Annotated in this window: 19 protein-coding genes; 9 read left to right on the top strand and 10 right to left on the bottom strand. The window is 65.9% G+C overall.

Annotated elements, in window-relative coordinates:
• Window positions 1–48 precede the first annotated feature (48 nt).
• Window positions 49–2,046: a Na+/H+ antiporter NhaC family protein gene (locus LX81_RS17015; protein WP_111538508.1), complete on the top strand. Its 1,998-nt coding sequence runs from the start codon at window positions 49–51 to the stop codon at window positions 2,044–2,046.
• 192 nt (window positions 2,047–2,238) lie between these two features.
• Here the strand turns inward: LX81_RS17015 and LX81_RS17010 are convergent, their stop codons facing one another.
• The gene (locus tag LX81_RS17010; RefSeq protein ID WP_111538529.1) at window positions 2,239–3,387 is read right to left on the bottom strand and encodes a lytic murein transglycosylase; all 1,149 of its coding nucleotides are present in this window, start codon (window positions 3,385–3,387) and stop codon (window positions 2,239–2,241) included.
• Between LX81_RS17010 and LX81_RS22895 the strand changes: the two genes are divergently transcribed.
• Complete coding sequence (locus LX81_RS22895) at window positions 3,323–4,384, top strand: exopolysaccharide biosynthesis protein (protein ID WP_234822668.1); 1,062 nt, start codon at window positions 3,323–3,325, stop codon at window positions 4,382–4,384. The two genes, LX81_RS17010 and LX81_RS22895, sit on opposite strands and share 65 nt — an antisense overlap.
• 59 nt (window positions 4,385–4,443) lie before the next feature.
• A complete protein-coding gene (gene parA, locus LX81_RS17000) occupies window positions 4,444–5,067 on the top strand; it encodes a ParA family partition ATPase (RefSeq protein WP_111538507.1) in 624 nt (207 codons plus the stop codon).
• Between the two features lie 49 nt (window positions 5,068–5,116).
• On the opposite strand, the gene LX81_RS16995 is transcribed toward parA, so the two are convergent.
• Window positions 5,117–5,323 (bottom strand): cold-shock protein, encoded by a 207-nt coding sequence (locus tag LX81_RS16995; protein ID WP_111538506.1) that lies wholly within the window; start codon window positions 5,321–5,323, stop codon window positions 5,117–5,119.
• Between the two features lie 358 nt (window positions 5,324–5,681).
• Here LX81_RS16995 and LX81_RS22325 point away from each other — a divergent pair, with 358 nt between their 5' ends.
• The gene (locus LX81_RS22325) at window positions 5,682–5,828 is read left to right on the top strand and encodes a hypothetical protein (protein WP_170134009.1); all 147 of its coding nucleotides are present in this window, start codon (window positions 5,682–5,684) and stop codon (window positions 5,826–5,828) included.
• A gap of 75 nt (window positions 5,829–5,903) precedes the next feature.
• Here LX81_RS22325 and LX81_RS16990 read toward each other — a convergent pair whose 3' ends face one another.
• Window positions 5,904–6,479 carry a hypothetical protein gene (locus tag LX81_RS16990; RefSeq protein ID WP_146259462.1) on the bottom strand — a complete coding sequence of 192 codons (576 nt, stop codon included), beginning with the start codon at window positions 6,477–6,479 and terminating at the stop codon, window positions 5,904–5,906.
• A gap of 52 nt (window positions 6,480–6,531) precedes the next feature.
• On the opposite strand from LX81_RS16990, the gene LX81_RS22320 reads away from it, so the two are divergent.
• A complete protein-coding gene (locus LX81_RS22320; protein WP_170134008.1) occupies window positions 6,532–6,699 on the top strand; it encodes a hypothetical protein in 168 nt (55 codons plus the stop codon).
• Between the two features lie 324 nt (window positions 6,700–7,023).
• Here LX81_RS22320 and LX81_RS21930 read toward each other — a convergent pair whose 3' ends face one another.
• Both LX81_RS21930 and ettA read right to left on the bottom strand, forming a co-directional pair.
• Window positions 7,024–7,950 carry a hypothetical protein gene (locus LX81_RS21930; protein WP_146259461.1) on the bottom strand — a complete coding sequence of 309 codons (927 nt, stop codon included), beginning with the start codon at window positions 7,948–7,950 and terminating at the stop codon, window positions 7,024–7,026.
• A gap of 4 nt (window positions 7,951–7,954) precedes the next feature.
• On the bottom strand, window positions 7,955–9,610 hold the full coding sequence (ettA, locus tag LX81_RS16985) for an energy-dependent translational throttle protein EttA (RefSeq protein ID WP_111538504.1): 1,656 nt from the start codon (window positions 9,608–9,610) through the stop codon (window positions 7,955–7,957).
• A 95-nt stretch (window positions 9,611–9,705) separates the two neighbouring features.
• Here ettA and LX81_RS16980 point away from each other — a divergent pair, with 95 nt between their 5' ends.
• Complete coding sequence (locus LX81_RS16980; protein WP_111538503.1) at window positions 9,706–10,134, top strand: BLUF domain-containing protein; 429 nt, start codon at window positions 9,706–9,708, stop codon at window positions 10,132–10,134.
• A 3-nt stretch (window positions 10,135–10,137) separates the two neighbouring features.
• Here LX81_RS16980 and LX81_RS16975 read toward each other — a convergent pair whose 3' ends face one another.
• From LX81_RS16975 to rimK, 3 genes are all read right to left on the bottom strand, one after another.
• Window positions 10,138–10,839, bottom strand: coding sequence for a hypothetical protein (locus LX81_RS16975; protein WP_146259460.1), 702 nt, complete (start codon window positions 10,837–10,839; stop codon window positions 10,138–10,140).
• Between the two features lie 259 nt (window positions 10,840–11,098).
• Window positions 11,099–12,133 carry a succinylglutamate desuccinylase/aspartoacylase family protein gene (locus LX81_RS16970; protein ID WP_111538501.1) on the bottom strand — a complete coding sequence of 345 codons (1,035 nt, stop codon included), beginning with the start codon at window positions 12,131–12,133 and terminating at the stop codon, window positions 11,099–11,101.
• A gap of 36 nt (window positions 12,134–12,169) precedes the next feature.
• Entirely contained in the window at window positions 12,170–13,075 is a 906-nt protein-coding gene (rimK, locus tag LX81_RS16965) for a 30S ribosomal protein S6--L-glutamate ligase (RefSeq protein WP_111538500.1), read from the bottom strand.
• Window positions 13,076–13,232: 157 nt separating this feature from the next.
• Between rimK and LX81_RS16960 the strand changes: the two genes are divergently transcribed.
• Together LX81_RS16960 and LX81_RS16955 are read left to right on the top strand one after the other, a co-directional pair.
• A complete protein-coding gene (locus tag LX81_RS16960; protein ID WP_111538499.1) occupies window positions 13,233–13,673 on the top strand; it encodes a universal stress protein in 441 nt (146 codons plus the stop codon).
• Between the two features lie 13 nt (window positions 13,674–13,686).
• Window positions 13,687–15,276, top strand: a complete 1,590-nt coding sequence (locus tag LX81_RS16955; protein ID WP_111538498.1) for an alanine/glycine:cation symporter family protein — start codon at window positions 13,687–13,689, stop codon at window positions 15,274–15,276.
• A gap of 76 nt (window positions 15,277–15,352) precedes the next feature.
• Here the strand turns inward: LX81_RS16955 and LX81_RS16950 are convergent, their stop codons facing one another.
• Both LX81_RS16950 and LX81_RS16945 read right to left on the bottom strand, forming a co-directional pair.
• On the bottom strand, window positions 15,353–17,071 hold the full coding sequence (locus LX81_RS16950) for a GMC family oxidoreductase (protein WP_111538497.1): 1,719 nt from the start codon (window positions 17,069–17,071) through the stop codon (window positions 15,353–15,355).
• A 55-nt stretch (window positions 17,072–17,126) separates the two neighbouring features.
• On the bottom strand, window positions 17,127–18,677 hold the full coding sequence (locus LX81_RS16945) for an FGGY-family carbohydrate kinase (RefSeq protein WP_111538496.1): 1,551 nt from the start codon (window positions 18,675–18,677) through the stop codon (window positions 17,127–17,129).
• Window positions 18,678–19,250: 573 nt separating this feature from the next.
• Here LX81_RS16945 and LX81_RS16940 point away from each other — a divergent pair.
• Window positions 19,251–19,949, top strand: a complete 699-nt coding sequence (locus LX81_RS16940; RefSeq protein ID WP_170134007.1) for an HAD family hydrolase — start codon at window positions 19,251–19,253, stop codon at window positions 19,947–19,949.
• Window positions 19,950–20,055: the final 106 nt, after the last annotated feature.

The raw sequence follows: 20,055 nt of genomic DNA, 5'->3' as shown, positions 1-20,055 counted from the left end.
GGCGGCTTCTCTTCTTCCGCCCCGGAGGCCCCCCATAAAGGAGCCGCAATGCCCGATCGCCGCCATCCCGCCATCCGTCTCGTCCTGGCCATCTTCGCAACTCTCGCGTTCTGCCTGCCCGTCGCCGCGCAGGATTTGAAGGAGGACGAACCGCCCACGCCCTACACGATCGAGGCGCCGCGCGTGGTGCTCGACGGGGTGCCGTTCACGCAGTCCATTCGTGCCTCCGTTCCGCCAGCGGCGCCGCTCACGCTCGAGGTGGGCGAGGAGAGCTACGAGGTTGCGCCGGACGATTTCACGCAGCTTGCCGACAGCGTCGCCTATCTCGCGGAAGTCGAGGACGTCACGGCCACGGGTGACGAGGTGACGATGCGGCTTCTCGAGGACGGGGAAGTCGTCGCGGAGGGTACGACAAACGCCATTGCCGGCTGGCTTTCGATCCTGCCCGCGCTGATCGCCATCGGCATCGCACTTGCCACACGGCAGGTGATCCCCGCGCTTTTCCTCGGCATCGTGCTCGGTTCGTGGTTCACCTACGGAATGTCGCTTCCCGGCCTCTGGTTCGGCCTGCTCGACACGATCCAGATCTACGTGCTCGAGGCCCTCGTGCCGCCCGACGGCTCGAAGAGCCACATGCAGATCGTCATCTTCACCCTGATGATGGGCGGAATGATCGGCATCATCTATCGCAACGGCGGTGCCCACGCGATCGCCGCGCGCATCGCCTCCATCGCCAATACCCGTCGCAAGACGCAGCTCGGCGCATGCGGCCTCGGCTTCGCCATCTTCTTTTCGACCTATGCGAACTCCCTCATCGTCGGGAACACGATGCGTCCCGTCACGGACCGCATGAAGATCAGTCGCGAGAAACTTGCCTATATCGTCGATTCCACCGCAGCCCCCCTGGCCTCCATCGCCATCATCTCGACGTGGATCGGCTACCAGCTCGGTCTCATCGAAGAGGCGGTGAGCGGCATCGGCGTGAACCAGAGCGCTTATTCCATCTTTCTCAACGCGATCCCCTACAACTTCTACCCGATCCTGGCGCTCGTCATGGTGATCCTGATCGGTGCGATGGGCCGTGATTTTGGTCCGATGGCCAAGGCGGAGCGCCGGGCGCTCGAGGAAGGACAGGTGATCCGCCAGGATGCCGACGCGGAGGAGAGCGACGACGAGGAGGGGGGTGAACTCTATCTCAAGGATGACGTGACGCAGCGCTCGATCAACGCCATCCTGCCCATCGGCACGCTCATCGTGATGGTCGCGGCCGGTCTCTACGTCACCGGCGAAGGCAGCACACTGAGGGAGATCATGGGAAGCGCGGACGGCAACACGGCGCTTGTCTGGGCGGCGCTCGTCTCCGTCGTGCTCGCCGCGGGGCTTTCGATGGGGCAGGGGCTCCTTTCGATGAAGGAGACGATGGGTGCATGGTTCGCGGGTCTACGCTCCGTGCTCTTCGTGATGATCATCCTCACGCTCGCCTGGTCGCTCGCCGCCATCGCAGAGGATCTGCACACCGCATCCTGGCTCGTCTCGATCCTGGGCGATTCGATCCCGCCGCAATGGTTGCCCGCGATCCTCTTCTGCCTCTCGGCCGCCGTCTCCTTCGCCGTGGGTACGTCCTGGGGGACGATGGGCATCCTCATGCCGCTGGCCGTGCCGCTCATATGGGCGCTGATGCAGAATGCGGGCCTCTCGATGGAGGAGGATGGCTACATCCTCTACGCCACGATCGGCACGATCCTCGCCGGCTCGGTCTGGGGCGACCATTGCTCGCCGATCTCGGACACGACGATCATCTCCTCGGTCGCCTCGGGGTCCAACCATATCGACCACGTGCGTACCCAGATCCCCTATGCGCTGACCGTTGGCGGAGTGGCGATCGTCTGTGGGCTCATCCCGACGGGCTATGGTATCCCCTTCTGGATCACCCTGCCTCTGGGCGCCGTCGCGCTCGTCGCGATTCTCTGGGTGCTTGGAACGTCACTCGGGACCGACGTCGCGCCGGACGCGGAGGAGGCCGAGGGAGAGACCGCCCGGGCGTGATGCAATCGGGATGGTGCATGCCGGCCCCAACCGGCGGCATGCACCGTGCTCCTCATCCTGCTGCGGTCGGTCAGCCGACCGTATCGACGCCTCCGGGGCTAGGACGCGAAATGCAGCGTGATCCCGAAAGTCCATGAAGGGCCGCATGGATATGGGCGTACGGACCGAACGCCTATTTTCTTGCGTATCGGTCTAGCCGCCCAGACGACTTAGGAGCGCGCGACCGGGATTGCCATCGATGGGCAGGCCCGATGCGCGCTGGTAGGCTTCGATCGCGGCGCGGCTGGAGGGGCCGATGACGCCGTCGTCGCCGCCCGTATCATATCCCGCAGCGGAAAGCCGTCGTTGCAGCGATTGCCGCATTTCCTTCGTCAATCCGTATTCATCTGGTGGAAACCGACCCTGAATCTCCGGCCCGCCGACGATCCGGTCGGCGAGATGCCCGACGCCGATCGCGTAGTTCGTCGAATTGTTGTAGCGCTTGATCACGTCGAAGTTCCGCAGGACCCGGAAGGACGGCCCGCCCGGTTGCGGCGTGATGACGGGGCCGCCCGCTGAAGGTGTTCCGGCCACGCCGATTTCCCCGCCCCAATCCTCGCCGCTCCGCCATCCCGAACGCGCGAGATAAGATGCGGCGGAGGCGAGCGCGTCGGTCGGATCGTCGGACCAGATGTCGCGACGTCCGTCGCCGGTGAAGTCCACGGCATAGGCTTGGTAGGATGTCGGAATGAACTGCGTATGGCCCATCGCTCCTGCCCAGCTGCCGACAAGCCTTTCGGGGGTGGTGTCGCCGCGCTCGAGAATGCGCAGGGCAGCCAGGAGCTGGCTTTCGAAGAACGTGCCGCGCCGCCCGTCATAGGCGAGGGTGCCGAGGGCGGAAACGACCGGAATCTGGCCCCGGCGTTCCCCGTAATTGCTCTCGAGCCCCCAGATCGCCGTGACGATCGGCGCCGGTACGCCGTAGCTCGCCTCGATGCGGGACAGCGTCTCGCGGTATCGGGCGAATTGCCGCCGGCCTGTCTCTACCCGGTCGGGCGAGGCGGCGATTGAGAGATAGTCTTCGAGCGAACGCGTGAATTCCGTCTGGTTGCGATCGCGTTCGATCACGCCGGGGAGGTAGCCTGCCCGCAGGAAGGCGCGGGAAACGACCTCCGGCGCGATCCCCGACGAGATGGCCCGGGCCTGGAACCCGCGACTCCAGGCCTCCCATCCGGGATTGGGGACGGGACGCATCTCGGGCGGTAATCCGTCCGGCTCCCGCGATGCGATCGGTGCATTGCCGCAGGCCGTCAGACCCAGGGCCGCCATTCCGAGAAGCACGCTCCGACGCTCGATCCTCATCCGCATTCCTCTCGTTCTCAATTCCCTCTTTGACGGGGCGCGGGACTATCGGCAAGCGGCGCAGTGTCCCATGACCATCGTAACGCGAACCGTGAGATCGACGGGCAACGCATCGCGCGACGACGCGCCCGGATCGCTCATCGCTAGGAAACAGCGTCGCCCCAAGCCATCGCGCGCCACAGCCGGTTTGCGGGCCGGTCGGTCCACGCGCATCGCCCGAACCTTCGAGGCCGCTGGTCGGCTGACGATCTGCACGGAGGTCTCATCTAGTAACCATGCCAGATCGAAAGAGGCGGCAATCGGCGACATCGCGCGCGTTCCAGGCTTTACCGGTGTACCTGCCGTGATCGTGAGTGGTTTTGCCGCACGGCCTGATTATCTCGGCAGGATGCGTTCTACCAATGAGATCACCGAAACACGGCACCATGTCCGCAGCGTCATCGAGAAGCTGGAGGGTCTGACACACAGGGACGAAATCTCGGTATCGGATGTCGTCACGGCCTTCGGCGCGACGGCTTTCCTGCCCGTCATGATGGTGCCCGCGCTCCTCGTCGTGTCGCCGCTGAGCGGCATCCCGCTTTTCTCGAGCATTTGCGGCATCACGATCGCCCTTATTGCGGGGCAGTTCGTGCTGCGACGACCGGGGCTGTGGCTGCCGGGGATGATCCTGCGCCGAAGCGTCGGCGGCGAGCGCCTGGGCCACGGTCTTGCGCGTTTGAGATGGGTGGCGGATCGCATCGACCGGTATTCGCGAGATCGCCTCGAACTGCTCGTCGGCTCCCCGCGGGTACTCGGCCTCGTCATCGCGATCTGCGGCCTGACCATGCCGATGCTCGAGATCGTCCCGTTTTCATCCTCGCTACTCGGGTTCGCGGTGGTCTGTTTGGTGACGGCGCTGCTTGCGCATGACGGCCTCATCGCACTTCTGGGACTCGGCTTTGCGGGTGCCGCTACCGCCATTCCGATCGCGCTCTTCCTGGGGATCGCCTCTGCGTGATTGCGGCCCGACCGAAGGTTGCCGTAAGGTCCGTGGGGAAAACCCTGGGAGGCGCCGCATTGGCCCATGTCATCACGATCGCCCAGCAAAAGGGCGGCTCGGGCAAGACCACGATCGCGGCCAACATCGCCGTAGCGCTGCAGCAGGCGGGACATGCCGTCGCCGTTCTCGACACCGACCCTCAAGGTTCCCTCGGGCGCTGGTTCATGACGCGCCGCGAGATCGGCGATCCGGGCATGGAATTCGCGACGTCGAGCGCTTGGGGCGTGGGATACGAATGCGACAAGCTGCGGAAAAGCTGCGATTTCGTGATCGTCGATACGCCACCGAAGGTCGATTCCGATCTTCGCCCGGCGCTGCGGGAAAGCGACCTGGTTCTGGTTCCGGTCGCGACGAGCCAGGTCGATCTCTGGGCGGTGGATTCGATCCTCGACCTTGCGGAGAGGGTCGGGCGGCCGACGATGATCGTGCTCAACCGCTACAAGGCGGGGACGCGGCTTTCCGACGAGATTTCAACGGCGCTGGCGGATCGCGAGGCGGTGCGGGCGGAGACTGTATTGGGAAACCGGGTCGTCTATGCGGAGACGCTGGGCCAGGGGCTTGGCGTGCTCGAACGCGGGAAGGGGGCCTGGAGTGCCGAGATTTCGGCGCTCAGGGACGAGATCCTGGCCCGCATCGCATGAAAAAGGCGCGGGGATTGCCCGCGCCTTTCCGAATGATTCGAGTGCCTTATCAGGCGAGCTGCAGGTTCGTCGCGCTCTGGCGGCCGTCGCGGCCGGATTCGATGTCGTACTCGACTTTCTGGTCGTCGGCGAGGCCGGTGAGGCCTGCACGCTCGACGGCGGAAATGTGGACGAACACGTCCTTACCACCGGTCTCGGGCGCGATGAAGCCGAAGCCTTTGGTTGCGTTGAACCATTTCACGGTGCCTTTGGCCATCGTGAATTCTCCTGTCTTTTCAGTCTGTTCGCGGAAGTGCAACAGCGTGGCGAAGTGTGCCCGGATCGAGTGCGCGTGTCGCCCGCGAGGGGAAGACAGGGGATCGATAGAGGTCGTCTTAGCGCCGTCGGTCTGACAGGTCCGGCCCCGTCTGTCCAGCTTTTTCCGCGTACACCGAACGTACACTGGGCGTACACAGCCCGTACACGAGGCGTATGGAAGGCGTGCGGCGGGCGTACATGCCGCGTGCATCGGGCGTACAGCAGATGTGCAGCACGTGTACGGACATCGTGTTTCGGCCGGGCGCGGAACATCGGAGCGCCGAACGTGTTGGACCCTTAACGAGAGGAGAGATACAATGCTCAGACGCCTGCTCAACATGTTCAAGGGTGGCGGCCGCCGGACCACCACCCACTCGACCGGCACCACCCACTCGACCGGTAAGCGCAGCCCGGAATCGCAGATCGCGAGCGGTGTGGCGAAGATGGCGAAGAAGAAGCTCTAGCCAGCGCCACGACGATCGAGACCCGATACGAAAAGGCCGCCCCCCGGGGTGGCCTTTTCGCGTTCGACCGTCCGGTCACTCCACGCGCTGGACCGCTGGCGGAAATTCGACCGGATTGCCGCCGGCGAAACCGGTTTCATGCGCGTCCCAGCACTCGAATACTTCGAGGAGCGCGGCCTCGCTGCCCGCGAGATCCACGTTCCGGGCGGAGCCGTCCGGGAACCAGAGCCGCGCGACGCCGCCCGCGCGCAACCCGTTGACGATGTCGAGATAGTCCGCATGCGCGGGGGTGAGCAGGAGCGAGTTCGTCTCCACGTCGTCGCCCGCGATAGGGATCGGCTCCACCGCGAGCGTGTAGACCTCCTCCGCGAGGTCGAGATAGACGTCCCCCAGCGGCTGGTCGAGCGGGATCGCGAAGTCCGTCCGGTGGAGGTAGAAATCCATTTGCCGGTCGAAGATGCGGAGCTGGAACCGGCTCGACGGCGATACGACACCCGCGAGGCAGACGCTCATTTCGTCTCCGTGCTGCGCCTCGTAATAGCTCGCCTCCCAGGCCGGGGCCTCTGGAACGGGGGTCGCGAGCCAGATCAGGAAGGTCAGGAACAGGATCGCGTCCATCGGGAAGCCGCCTTCGTCGCCAGGGGATGTCACCGGCGATCGTCGGGCAAGATGGTGAAGATTCCGCTAGTGCGGATGGGGCCGGATGGCGATCAGGCCGGCGTCGATCCCGTTCCGGCAGGGCAGGGGATGCCCGCCCATATCCGCCCGCGCATCACCGCCGCCAGGATCCTCCTTCGCCGTCGCGCTGGCCGATCAAGCCTTCGCCATCGATATCTGCGTGGTCCTGCCCGATTATTTCCACGCGGTGTGAACGCTGCGCGTCGACGACCGAAATTCTTTCGGGCAGTGGTGGGGAGATATAGGCGCGTTTCTCGCGCTGCCTCGATCCCGGCCAATGCCGCCGAAGCTAAGTTACGCGGCGGGAAAGGTCATTCGGCAGAGGTGGTTCTCACAGCATCACATCCGCGATGTAAAGTCGTATCTAATGAATTTCCGGTAACGCCGGGCCGATCCAGTCGACCACGAATTGATTGAGGAACCGACGGATAGACCGTAATCATCGGTTCATTGGAGCCAAAGCTTCATTTTGAATCGATCGGCCATGTAGAGTGCGCTTCAGCGCACCCTACCTATACTACAACAGTCCTAACTCCGATGAGCTTCCGGCTTGACCTATCACAAAGACCCCGGTCAATATTTGGCGCAGGATTTGTTCTTCACTGCCGGAATCGATGTCGAGACCAACTAAATACAGGTTTTCATAATTGGCGCCTGACGACGCGTATAAGCTAGGCATCCAATCTGACGAGAATAAGCATATCATAAGCATTGCCAGATTAGCTGCAGCATCCATTCGAATTGCCTTGATCGATCGTCCAGCTAATGGACTGTCCCCAAAATGATCAAACGAATCATCCGGCGAAGGCGGTTCTTCATCACCATGGAAGATGTAATTCCGATACCTATTAAGTGTCAGTCCAGCCCGAGCCGCCATAGAGCATCCGCTCAACTTCCGAAGATCTCGAGATTCCAGGGCGGGAGGCTGACCGCCAGTACGGAATGGATGTGGCTCCGCGACCCAAGCTTGATCTAGATCCCCATATAACTCCCGAAGATAGGGATAGTAATCAAGCGACCAGAATGGCGTTCGGTGTGAACTTGTGTATAAAGGATGGTTGCCCATAAGATGACGACCAATTGCCGATGAACCTCTAATTAATTCATAAGCATTCCATATGAGCAGGAATCGAGCATGAGCCGTGAAATAGTCTTGCAGCAACCAGTCATGAATAGCATTAAATGCAGAAGGCGGCTCACAAGAGTCACCAGACCGCAATGGGTCTAATTTTGGAATGGATATATATACTCTTTCAATTGCCGACGCCAAGCGGAGTAGGTGAGAAACGGAATGCCAATGCGAGCGAATTGCCGTTCCGGGTTCACTGTCCTCCGGCACTCCGTTTCCTTGAGTTTCCTCAATGGCAGCATCAGGTGATGACGCGGCCAGAAGGACGAAACTCAATCTCCTCGCAACTTCTTGGCAGTCGCGAAACGTTGCCATCAATTCACCGCGCGAATTTCTTGAACTTCACCCGCTTCGGCTCCAGCGAATCGACGCCGAGGCGGCGCTTCTTGTCTTCCTCGTAATCCTCGAAATTGCCCTCGAACCACTCGACATGGGCGTCGCCCTCGAAGGCGAGGATGTGGGTGCAGAGGCGGTCGAGGAAGAAGCGGTCGTGCGAGATGATGACGGCGCAGCCCGCGAAATCCTGCAGCGCGTCCTCGAGCGCCCTCAGCGTCTCCACGTCGAGGTCGTTCGTGGGCTCGTCGAGGAGCAGCACGTTGCCGCCCGATTTCAGCAGCTTGGCCATGTGGACGCGGTTGCGCTCGCCGCCCGAGAGCAGGCCCACCTTCTTCTGCTGGTCGCCGCCCTTGAAGTTGAAGGCGCCGCAATAGGCGCGGGAGTTCATCTGCGCGTCGCCGAGGTCGATGATCTCCCCGCCGCCCGAGATCTCCTCCCAGACGGTCTTCGACGGATCGAGCGCGTCGCGGGACTGGTCCACGTAGGAGAGCTGCACCGTGTTGCCGAACTCCACGGTGCCCTCGTCGGGCTGCTCCTGGCCGGTCAACATGCGGAAGAGCGTGGTCTTGCCGGCGCCGTTCGGGCCGATCACGCCGACGATGCCGCCCGGCGGCAGCGAGAAGCTCAGATTCTCGATCAGGAGCTTGTCGCCCATGCCCTTGCGCAGGTTCTCCACCTCGATGACCTTGGAGCCGAGACGCTCGCCGTTCGGGATGACGATCTGCGCCTTGCCGACGCGTTCGCGCACGGACTGGCCGGCGAGTTCCTCGTAGGCGGTGATGCGGGCCTTGGACTTGGCCTGCCGCGCCTTGGCGCCCTGGCGCATCCATTCGAGCTCGCGCTCCAGCGTCTTCTGCTTGGTGCGGTCCTCGCGCGCCTCCTGGTCGAGGCGCTTGACCTTCTGGCCCAGCCAGTCGGAATAATTGCCCTCGTAGGGAATGCCGCGGCCGCGGTCGAGTTCGAGAATCCAGCTCGTGATGTCGTCGAGGAAGTAGCGGTCGTGGGTGACGATCAGGATCGTGCCGTTATAGGCGATCAGGTGGTTCTGCAGCCAGGCGATCGTTTCCGCGTCGAGGTGGTTCGTGGGTTCGTCGAGGAGCAGCATGTCGGGCGCTTCGAGCAGCAGCCGGCAGAGCGCCACGCGCCGCGCCTCACCGCCCGAGAGCGAGGTGACGTCGGCATCGTCGGGGGGGCAGCGCAGCGCCTCCATGGAGATGTCGACCTGTGCGTCGAGATCCCAGAGGTTCTGGCTGTCGATCACGTCCTGGAGCTCCGCCATCTCCTCGGCGGTCTCGTCGGAATAGTTCATGGCGAGCTCGTTGTAGCGGTCGAGGATCGCCTGTTTCTGTCCCACGCCGAGCATGACGTTCTCGCGCACGGTGAGGGCCGGGTCGAGATGCGGCTCCTGCGGGAGGTAACCCACGCGGGCGCCTTCGGCCGCCCAGGCCTCGCCGGAGAAATCCTTGTCCTGACCGGCCATGATCTTGAGCAGCGTGGATTTACCCGCGCCGTTGACGCCCACGACGCCGATCTTCACGCCGGGCAGGAAGTTCAGTCGGATGTTCTCGAAAAGCTTCTTGCCGCCGGGAATTGTTTTCGACACTCCGTCCATGTGATAGACGAACTGATAGGCTGCCATGGCGTGCTCCGTTCGTGAGGCTTGCGCGCGGTTTAACGCTCCGGACGGTGGAACGGAAGGTGGGAACCGCTGGAGGAGAAAAGGGATTGGCAGGGATGGCGACCACTTTTTCACACCTCGTCTATGTCAGTCGTGCAAACGTTCCCGCGAACTCTGCGGAGGAGCTGGCGATCTGTCTGGATGCGCGAATCTACAACCGTGGCAACGGGATAACCGGGATCCTGCACCGCGAGGACGACTGGTTCGCGCAGTATATCGAGGGGCCCAGGACGGCGCTGCGGGCCGTCTTCTTCCGGATCCGCAAGGATTGGCGGCACAGCCATATCGACGTTCTCACGCGCGGGGAAAACGAGAAACGGCGGTTTCAGGACTGCGACATGGGCTTTTCGGGGGCCGACGAGATCCGCTTCGACGAGTTCCAGCGCCTCGCCGGGCGGCCTCCACGGCCGCACGACGCCGCCGTGGAGGACCTGATCACCTTCTTCGAACAGATCCGCCGCGGCGTGGACGTGAACGCGGAATAGGCGTCAGCCGCGTCCGCGCCGCCGTCTCAACGCCAAGGCCAGGAACGCCGAGGACAGCAGCACGCCGCCTGCGGGCAGCGGTATCGGCGCGGGGTAGTCGGACAGGTCGGTGATGTCGAGGGATGTGACCCTGTAGTTCACGTTCTGGCCGTTGATGCTCTGGTAGTAGACCCCGTCGACGGTGAAGTCCTGAATGCTGTCGTCTTGGAAGGTCAGGCCCTCCGAGTTCAGTTGGAACGAGTAGATCAGGCCGTCGGTCGCGCCGTATTGGAAACCGTTCTCGTTTGCCTCGTAGGAGCCAAAATCCCGCGGACCGATCGAGATGTAGGAACAGACGAACGCATCTCCCGTGCATTCGGGCGTCCTGACCTCGTCGTACGGACTGGCCGTGAATTCGCTTTCCTCGAAGATCAGGGTCGCGGAGATCGTCCTGTCCCGAAGATAGGGAAAGCCGTAGGCGTCGGGATCGTCGGCGAAATTCACGCGGCCCGCGCAATTGAAATCGTCGACACCCTCGAACGGTGCGTTCTGTTGGCATGTCAGGCCCGGAGGAACGGAGTCCGGGATGGTGCCGACGCCGAATACGTAATCGAAATATAGCGAATTCACGGTCAGTTCCGCGGTCAGGTCGTACTGGTAGACGCTGGCATCGGCGGCGCCGGCGAGGCCGAGGAGGGCCGCGCAACTCAAGGTAAGATGTCGCAAGCTGGTATCCTTTCCGAGACGCGATCGGCCCTCATGGCCGCTTTCGGCGGCAGAATCAGGGTCCGAACGGGGCGGCGCAACCGATCTCGGGATCCGGGCCGCGTTTTACACCCCTAGCGTGCCGCGCTCCGGAGCGATCCGATGGACCCCGCATATCTGGGTTGTATCCGGGTCGAGCGTCGGCGGTTCGACCGGTCGATGCGGCGGAAAACCGATCCGGGCGCGCGTCAGCGGGGCTGCGCGTGATTCGAGGCGGGGGTTAAAGGATCTCGTCCTCGTCGAACATCGGATCGGCCTCGAGATCGGCGGCGAGGCGGGCCATGCGGGCGTCGGCGTCGGCCTTGGTGGCGGCGAGGTGGTAGATGGCGTCGCCCTCGTTCACGACCGGCATCGTCGCGCGACCGAGCACCACCGCGGGGCCCGTTGAGACGATCTCCTGCTCGGTCTCCCCGAAGGGATCGGCGACGATGGCCAGCAGAGTACCCTCTTCGACGCCCTCGCCGACCTCCTTGAAGCTTCGGAGCAGCCCGCCCGCGGGCGCGCGGACCCAGCCGGAGCCTGCGCATTGCATCGGCGCGGCGCGGCGGGGGCCGAGCCCCTTGCCGCCGATCATGTCCATCCTGTGCATGACCCGCAGGATGCCGCTCACTCCCACGCGGGCCGACATCTCGTCGAAGCGCAGCGCCTCCCCGGCCTCGTAGAGCAGGATGTCGCAGCCCGTCTCCCGCGCCGCTGCGCGCAAGGATCCCTCGCGCAGCTTGGCGCGCACGACGACCGGCGCGCCGAAGGCGTCGGCCCGTTCCAGCGTCTCCTCCCGGCTTGCGGAGACGCGGATCTGCGGCACGTTGGTGCGGTGGATCGCGGCGGAATGGAGGTCGATGCCGAATTCGGACCGCGCGACGATTTCCGTCATGAAGAGATGCGCGAGCCGCGAGGCGAGCGAGCCGCCTTCGGAGCCCGGAAACGACCGGTTGAGGTCGCGCCGGTCGGGCATGTAGCGCGAATTGTTTAGGAATCCGAAGGTGTTGACGATCGGCACGACGAGGAGCGTGCCGCGCAGGGCGTCGAGCTGCGGTGCGCGCAGGAGCCGGCGCGCGATCTCCACCCCGATCACCTCGTCCCCGTGGACGGCGGCGGAGACGAAGAGGACGGGGCCGGGCCTGCGGCCGTGGATCACCTGCACCGACATCGTGACGGGCGTGTGGTCGGAGAGGACGCTCACGGGCAGGTCGATCGTCCGGCGCGTGCCGGGCGCGACCTCCTTGCCTCCGAGCTCGAAGTTCTGGCGGGCCATCGAAACCTTTCCCTGTTCTGCCGCCAGGCGGCGGGATCAGCCGCGGCCGCGGGTGCTGGTCTTGCCGGGACGGGCGTTCTTCTCGATGAACTCCACGATCTTGCCCGCGATGTCGATCCCCGTGGCCTTCTCCACCCCTTCGAGGCCGGGCGAGGAGTTCACCTCCATCACGACGGGGCCGTGATTGGCGCGCAGCATGTCGACGCCGCAGACGTTGAGCCCCATCGACTTCGCGGCGCGGATCGCGGTTGCGCGTTCCTCGGGCGAAATCTTGATCGTCTGGGCGGAGCCGCCGCGATGCAGATTGGAGCGGAACTCCCCCTCGGCCCCGGTGCGCTTCATCGCGGCGATGACCTTGCCGCCGACGACGAGGGCGCGGATGTCTGTCCCGCCCGCCTCCTTGATGAATTCCTGCACCATGATGTTGACGTTGGCGCCCCGGAACGCCTCGATCACCGACTTGGCGGAGCGGTCGGTGTCGGCGAGCACGACGCCGATGCCCTGCGTGCCCTCGAGAAGCTTGATCACGGTCGGCGCGCCGCCCGCGATCTTGAGCACCTCCTCCGTCTGCTTCGGGTCGTGCGCGAAGGTGGTGACGGGCAGGCCGATCCCGTCGCGGGCCATGAGCTGCATCGAGCGGAGCTTGTCGCGGGAGCGGCCGATCGCGACCGACTCGTTCAGCGGATAGACGCCCTGCATCTCGAACTGGCGCAGAACAGCGAGACCGTAGAAGGTCACCGACGCGCCAATCCGGGGAATGACCGCATCATATTTGGGCAGCTTCTCGCCGTTGTAATAGACCTCCGGACGCCGCGAGGCGATGTTCATGTAACAGCCGAGCGTCTTGATGATGGTGAAGTCGTGGCCGCGCGCCTCGGCCGCCTCCTTCAGGCGCTTGTGTGAGTAAAGATTGGCGTTTTGCGCCATCATCGCGATCTGCATGACAACCTCGGTCTGGGACGTTGGGGGGAGTCTATGGCGGCGCCAGAGGCGCCACAAGCACACCTTTCCCCGAAAGGCGGGCCGAAAATATTAAGGCTAGGTTAACGGCCAACGCCTGTTAGGCTCGCGAAATCGTGTAGCTGCCAAGGAGGTCGGAATGGCGTCAACGCATATCGTGGTCGGGCTGGACGGATCGGATGCGGCCCGCCGGGTGATCGAATTCGTGAAGAAGGAGGCGGGGTCGATGACCGATTGCCAGGTCACGGCCTGCTTCGTCATCGAATGGTCCCCCTTCACGTTCCAGTCCGCCGAGGTCAACGAGGCCCGTCACAAGCGCCGCGAGGAAGAGATCGACGTCGCCCGCGACAAGGTGCTCGACCCCGCGATCGAGGAGTTGCGGGAGGCGGGGCTCTCCGTCGAGGGGCACGTGGCCCATGGCGACGCCGCCGACATCCTCGACCGGCTCGCCGTGGAGAAGGGCGCCACGCAGATCATCATCGGTCGCCTGGGCCAGAGGAACCTCGCGGAGCGCATCTTCGGCGGCGTCTCGGGCCGCCTCGTCGCGCAATCCTCCGTCCCCGTCACCATCGTTCCCTGAAGGAGTACCGGTCATGAGACATTTCGCTCCGGCCCTCGCAGCCTCTCTCCTGCTGCCGACCCTCGCGCGTGCCCAGGACGCCGCGGAAGGCGGCGGCCTCGACGAGATGATCAACACCATCTTCGCCGACTATACCGGCTGGTACGTGGCGATCATCTTCGCCAACCTCCCCGGCACCAACTTCTCCTGGATCGCGCTCTGGCTCGTCGTCGGCGCGGTCGTCTTCTCGGTCTATTTCGGCTTCATCCAGTTCAAGGGCTTCCTGCACTCGATAAGGCTGGTGAAGGGCGATTATTCGGACCCGAACGACGCGGGCGAGGTGAGCCATTTCCAGGCGCTCGCCACCGCGCTCTCGGGCACCGTGGGCCTCGGTAACATCGCGGGCGTTGCGGTGGCCGTGGGCATCGGCGGGCCGGGCGCCACGTTCTGGATGGTGATCGCGGGCCTCTTCGGGATGGCCACGAAGTTCACCGAATGCACACTCGGCGTGAAGTACCGCAACGAGTACCCGGACGGCAACGTCTCCGGCGGGCCGATGTACTACATGGTCAAGGGCTTCAAGGAACGCGGCCTTCCGGGCGGCAAGGTGTTCGCCGTGATCTTCTGCATCTTCACCATCCTCGGCGCGCTGGGCGGCGGCAACATGTTCCAGGCCAATCAGGCGCATGCGCAGCTTTCGGGCGTGCTGGGTGGCTATCCGGGGTGGATCACCGGCGTGATCCTCGCGGCCGTCGTCTTCATCGTCATCGTGGGCGGGCTGAAGTCGATCGCGCGGGTGACCGAGAAGGTCGTGCCGTTCATGGGCATCTTCTACGTCCTCGTCTCCATCGTCATCCTGCTTCGGAACTACGACGAGATCTTCTGGGCCTTCGGCCAGATCTTCGAGGGTGCGTTCACGGGTCTCGGTGTCGCGGGCGGCTTTACCGGGGCGCTGATCCAGGGCTTCCGGCGCGCGGCCTTCTCCAACGAGGCGGGGATCGGCTCGGCCGCCATCGCCCACTCGGCGGTGCGGACCAAGGAGCCGGTGACGGAAGGCTACGTGGCGCTGCTCGAGCCGTTCATCGACACGGTCGTGATTTGCACCATGACGGCGCTCGTCATCGTCATCACCGGCGTGCTGCAGCAGGACCCGGAGACCGGCCTCTATATCTGGAACGCGGAAGCCGGACGGATCGCGACCGAGGGCGGCGTGCAGGGGGTCGAGTTGACCTCGCAGGCCTATGCGCAGGCGTTCTCGTGGTTCCCGCCGCTCCTCGCCATCTCCGTCGTGCTCTTCGCCTTCTCCACGATGCTGTCGTGGAGCTATTACGGGCTCAAGGCCACGACCTACCTCTTCGGAGAGGGCAAGGTGCAGGAGCTGACCTTCAAGATCGTCTTCTGCCTCTTCATCATCGTCGGGGCGGCGGCGAGCCTCGGGCCGGTGATCGACTTCTCGGACGCCATGCTCTTCTCGATGGCGATCGTGAACATCATCGCGCTCTACTTCCTGATGCCGATCGTGCGCGGCGAACTCGACAGCTATGTCCGCCGCCTGCGCTCGGGCGAGATCACGAAGTACAAGGGCGGCGACAAGGTCCAGCCCGGCGTCACGCCGAGCGAGTAGCGACCCGGCCCCGCATCGGGGACCAGAGGCCCGCCGCGTTCCGCGCGGCGGGCCTTCTCGTATCGGGCGCCGGGGTTCAGAGCGTGGCCTTGTGCGCGTCGGCGAGCTTTTCTGCCATCATCATCGTCGGCACGTTGGTATTCGCGCAGGGAATGGAGGGCATGATCGAGGCATCGCAGACATAGAGCCCGTCGATGCCCCGGACCTTGCCCCCCGCATCGGTCACCGCCATCGCGTCGTCCGGCGGCCCCATGCGGCAGGTGCAGGACGGATGCCAGACGCCGCCCACGACCGTCCGAAGATAGGCCTCGAGCCCGTCGCGGTCGGCGACGAGCTCCGCGGGATCGCGGAAATTCCCGATCATGTACGGCAGGGCGGTCTCCCGCAGGCGGCGGACGAGATCGATGCCGGTGGCGGCGAGCGCCGTCGCGATCCCGTTGCGCCGCGAGGGTGCAGCGTATCTGCGGGCCTGCCCCGACAGGCCGCCGGCATAGACGCCGTCGACGACCCGCGCGAGCGACGGGTCGGCTGCGAGGGTGACGGCACGTTCGAACGCGTCGGCGAGCCGGACGAGGTCGCGGCGGTCCGACAGCATGCGGAAATCGATCCGCGGAAAGCCGGTCGGGTCGGCGGGATCGAGCAGGAGCTGGCCCGTCGAGTAGGACTTGTTGACCCAGAAGAAGAGCGGGCCGAAAAGGCTGCCCATCCGGTGCCACGCGGCGCGGGTGACGAAGTTCATGTGCATGTCGCCCGGCGGACAGCCATCGTGCCCGGAGGAGAAGCGGTAGCCGATGGGGATGTGGTAGTCGAGCGGGCCCCTCTGCCGCGCGTGGGGCCTGAGATAGGTCACGAGCCCCGCGGAGGGGTGCTCCATGAGGTTCTGCCCTACGCCCGGCAGGTTCGTCCGCACCGCGATCCCGCATTCCGCGAGATGGGCGGCGGGACCGATCCCCGCGCGCATCAGGATCGCCGGCGAGGCGAGGGCGCCCGCCGAGAGGATCACGCGCCTTGCCCCGAGCGTCTCCCGCACGCCCGCACGGATGGCGACCACGCCCACCGCGCGTCCCTCCTCGAAGAGAAGCTCGGCCACCTGCGTCTCCGTCCGGATCTCGAGATTGGGGCGGGCGCGGACCTCCGCGGTCAGGTAGGCCCAGGCGCAACTCACCCGTCGGCGGCTTTCGTCCATATTGACGACCATCTCGAACGTGCCGTCCGTCCAGGGACCGTTCTGGTCGGGCAGGAACGGGATGCCGCGCCCTTCGCAATTGGCGAGCATCGCGTGGATGAAGGGCGTCCAGATCCCGGCGCCGCGCCGTCGGACCGGGAACGGCCCGTCCGCACAGTGCAGCGGGTCGTCGCCGAAATCGAGATCGCGCTCGAGCTTGCGGAAATAGGGCAGGCAATCCCGAAACGACCAGTCCGGCAGGCCCGCCGCCGCCCAATCGTCGTAATCGCCGGGCGCGCCGCGATTGGCGCCGATCCCGTTGATCGCGCAGCCGCCGCCCAGAAGCCGCGCCTGTTCGTACGGCGTCGCCCGCGCCTCCGGGCGGTTCGCGCCCGTATGGCCATAGTTCGCGCGCAGGCCCCGCCAGGTATATCGCGGGTCGGTATAGGCCTTGCCGGGATAGGGGCTCGCGAGGGCGGGGTGATCGTCGGGCCGTTCCGCGTCAATGCCCGCCTCGATCAGTAGGACACGGATCCCGGGCCGTTCGGAGAGCCGCGCGGCGAGGACGCAGCCGGCGGAGCCGCCGCCGACGATGATGACGTCGGCCTCTCTCCCGCTCGTGGCGCTCATGCGGTGACCCCGGGCCCTGTGCCTGCGACAGGGTTGGGAGGAGTGGCGGGCCGTGTCAATCCGTGCCCGGATGCGATCGGTCCGGCTTGCGCGCGGCTCCGTCCCGCGGGGGCGGTCCCGCCATCGCAGTGAGCGGCCCCATCGCCGCGTCCGCCGCGATGCGGTAGCGCAGATGCGCCTCGTCGAAGCGGGAGGCGGCGCGCGGGTCGGGCTCGTGGCGGCGATGCAGGATGGAGGTGGCCGCGCTCGCCTCCCTGATATCGGCGAAGTCGCCGATCGCCGTGGCCGCGCAGAGCGCCGCGCCCTTGGCGCCGAACTGGCTGCCCTCGGGCACCGCGACCACCGTGCCGGTCGCGTCGGCGATTATCTGCGACCAGAACGCACTGCGCGCACCGCCGCCGCAGAGCCGTATATCGCTCGGCGGACGGCCGATCTGGGCGTAGCAGTCGCGGATCGCGTGCGCGATGCCCTCGTAGATTGCACGGAGCATCGTCGCGCGGTCGTGCTGCGGCGCGAGGCCCATGAAGCCCGCCCGCGCCCGCGGCTCGATCCGGGGTGCGATGACGCCGCTCGCCGACAGATAGGGGACGAAGACGAGTCCTCCCGCATGGGCGGGCGCGGCGGCGGCGAGCGCGCCCATCGTGTCGTAGGGCGCGGGGTCGGCGGCGAGATCGCGGCAGAGCGTGGCGAGCGCCCAGTCGAGCACCGTGGTTCCCGCGACGTTCACCATCGTCCGCATCCAGAGCCCGCCCGGCAGGATGAAGAGGAGGCCCTGCACCGGACCGAAGGCGGGCGCGTCGAGGAGGACGCCGTTGAGGCAGGTCGTGCCGAGGACGCTCGCGGCCTGCTCCGCGCGGTAACAGCCAGCCCCGAGCGCGCAGGCGGAAGTGTCCCCGGTCCCGATCGCAACCGGCAGGCCCTCGGGCAGGCCCGTCGCCTCCGCCGCGGCGCGCGTCACCCGACCGCCGAGCGTCTCGCCGCGGCGCACGGGTGCGAGGAGATGCGTGAGCCCGGAGACGCCCAGACGTGCGGCTTGCGATGCGGAATAAGTGCGGTCGCGCGCCGAGCCGGGGGCCATCGCGCCCTCAGACTCGTCCGTCGCGATCTCGCCGGTCAGGCGGAAGCGGATGTAATCCTTGGCGGGCAGAGCCCATTTTGCGCGATCGAGAATTTCCGGCTCGTGGCGGCGGAGCCATGCGAGGATCGGCAGTGTGCAGCCGAGCTGCATGGTCGAGCCCGACTCGCCATAGATCTGCGCGATGAGGTCGGGCGTCTCCGCCACGAGCCCGTCGACAAGCGATTGCGTGCGTGCGTCGTTCCAGAGGATCGGCGGGCGCAGGACGTCGCCCCGCCCGTCGACGAGCCACGCCCCGAGCATCACGCCGGTGAGCCCCATGCCGCGCAGGGCACGCGGATCGCGCCCCTCCATCAGGCGGCCGATGACCGCGCAGACCGCGCGCCAGGTCGCCTCCCCGTCGATCTCCGACCAGCCGAGCGGCGCGTGGAGCTGCCTCGCCCGCTGTCCGCGTTCGGCGATTTCCCGGCCCCGTTCGTCGAACAGGGCGGCCTTGATCATGGAGGTTCCGATATCGAGCCCGACATACATCGCGCGCGTCTCAGGTCCGGTCCGGGGCCGCGGCGGCCCTGCATTCGCGGCATGTCCCGCGCCGGGCCGTCCGCCCGTCCTGCCGCCGATCCTCCGAATGCCGCTTCGTCATCGGGACGCGCTCGGTCCCATGGGCGCCTCGTGACCAAGTTCGCTCGATGGCGGGAGCGTAGGGAGGTCCGCCGGGGCGGACAAGCCGGAAAACCCCGAGCATCGAGAGGGAGGAAAGCGGGACGTTGGGCGGGGCCGATCACCGTCTCCGGGCCCTCGCCCCCGACCTTTGTACTGCGCCAGTGTCTGGAGGATGGACGCGCGGAGATCGCGGGGCGGGGGAACGCCACGCGCGTTCGCTCGGAGGCGGGGCGCCGCTCGACATCTACTGCGAAGTGACTACCGATTTGCCGGACATCGCACAGCGCCGGGTCTTCCACGACGCCGCCGTCCGCCTTAACACTCCGGCACGACGGATGCGATCCGAGCCAGCCCGGCAGGCACGGTAGCGGTTGCATTGTTCGAATTTGTTTTAGACCGTCCGGTCCTGAGTGGAACGACGGAGATCGCGAGGAGCGGGACGTGCAGCGGAATGGTTTGACGGACGGGCCGGACGCGGGCGCCCCGCTTCGCGCGATTGCCTGGGATATCGACGGAACGCTGACCGACAACGAGCCGGTGCATCTGTCGGTCTTCAGGGAGGTCTGCAGTGCCAGCGGGATCGATCTCTCGGGGCTCGGGGACGACGATTTCCGCGGTCTGCATCTCGACGACGTCTGGACGGCCCTCGGCTCCCGGCGCCCCGAAAGCCTGACCGCGACGGCGTGGCAGGAGAGGATCACGGAGACCTACTGCGCGCGCAGCGACACGCTCGAACCGATGCCGGGGCTACACGAGACGTTCGAGGCCTTCCGCCGGGCGGGGCTGCGGCAGGTCTGCGTCTCGAATTCCCGGCGGAGGGTCGTCGATGCGACGCTCGCCGCACTCGGGATCGACCGTCTCGTGGACTTCTCGATCAGCGTCGACGACGTGCGGGCCGGCAAGCCCGCCCCCGATCCCTATCTCGAGGCCGCGCGGCGCCTCGACCTGGCCCCGGGATCGCTCGCCGCGATCGAGGACAGCGCGACCGGCGCCGCCTCGGCCCGGGCGGCGGGGCTCAGGGTCTTCGGCATCGCCACGGAACATGCCGCGGTGCCCGGCGCGGAGGCCACGGTCACGCGGCTGCCCGACCTCGTCGCGCTGGTCGCGGGCGAGGCGCGGGTTCTCGCGGGAGACGGCTGATGGTCGGCGCGATTGCGGGGGATGCTCCACGGCGTGCGGATCACCGCGAGGGACTCCGGTGGCGGATCGGGTGGCGCAGGGCGCTCGTCCGGTCGGGTTCCGACGC

The organism is Palleronia aestuarii (assembly GCF_003253995.1).
GTDB lineage: Bacteria > Pseudomonadota > Alphaproteobacteria > Rhodobacterales > Rhodobacteraceae > Palleronia > Palleronia aestuarii.
The sequence above is the reverse complement of the archived record's forward strand: the minus strand, read 5'-3'. Positions and strand labels throughout refer to the sequence as shown.

Bases quoted from the DNA above. Each gene is read 5' to 3' on its own strand.
- LX81_RS17015 (WP_111538508.1), top strand. From the start codon at position 49: ATGCCCGATCGCCGCCATCCCGCCATCCGTCTCGTCCTGGCCATCTTC.
- LX81_RS17010 (WP_111538529.1), bottom strand. From the start codon at position 3,387: ATGAGGATCGAGCGTCGGAGCGTGCTTCTCGGAATGGCGGCCCTGGGT.
- LX81_RS16995 (WP_111538506.1), bottom strand. From the start codon at position 5,323: ATGGCCAAAGGCACCGTGAAATGGTTCAACGCAACCAAAGGCTTCGGC.
- LX81_RS22325 (WP_170134009.1), top strand. From the start codon at position 5,682: ATGCTCAGACGCCTGCTCAACATGTTCAAGGGTGGCGGCCGCCGGACC.
- LX81_RS22320 (WP_170134008.1), top strand. From the start codon at position 6,532: ATGGCGATCAGGCCGGCGTCGATCCCGTTCCGGCAGGGCAGGGGATGC.
- LX81_RS21930 (WP_146259461.1), bottom strand. From the start codon at position 7,950: ATGGCAACGTTTCGCGACTGCCAAGAAGTTGCGAGGAGATTGAGTTTC.
- ettA (WP_111538504.1), bottom strand. From the start codon at position 9,610: ATGGCAGCCTATCAGTTCGTCTATCACATGGACGGAGTGTCGAAAACA.
- LX81_RS16980 (WP_111538503.1), top strand. From the start codon at position 9,706: ATGGCGACCACTTTTTCACACCTCGTCTATGTCAGTCGTGCAAACGTT.
- LX81_RS16970 (WP_111538501.1), bottom strand. From the start codon at position 12,133: ATGGCCCGCCAGAACTTCGAGCTCGGAGGCAAGGAGGTCGCGCCCGGC.
- rimK (WP_111538500.1), bottom strand. From the start codon at position 13,075: ATGCAGATCGCGATGATGGCGCAAAACGCCAATCTTTACTCACACAAG.
- LX81_RS16960 (WP_111538499.1), top strand. From the start codon at position 13,233: ATGGCGTCAACGCATATCGTGGTCGGGCTGGACGGATCGGATGCGGCC.
- LX81_RS16955 (WP_111538498.1), top strand. From the start codon at position 13,687: ATGAGACATTTCGCTCCGGCCCTCGCAGCCTCTCTCCTGCTGCCGACC.
- LX81_RS16950 (WP_111538497.1), bottom strand. From the start codon at position 17,071: ATGAGCGCCACGAGCGGGAGAGAGGCCGACGTCATCATCGTCGGCGGC.
- LX81_RS16945 (WP_111538496.1), bottom strand. From the start codon at position 18,677: ATGTATGTCGGGCTCGATATCGGAACCTCCATGATCAAGGCCGCCCTG.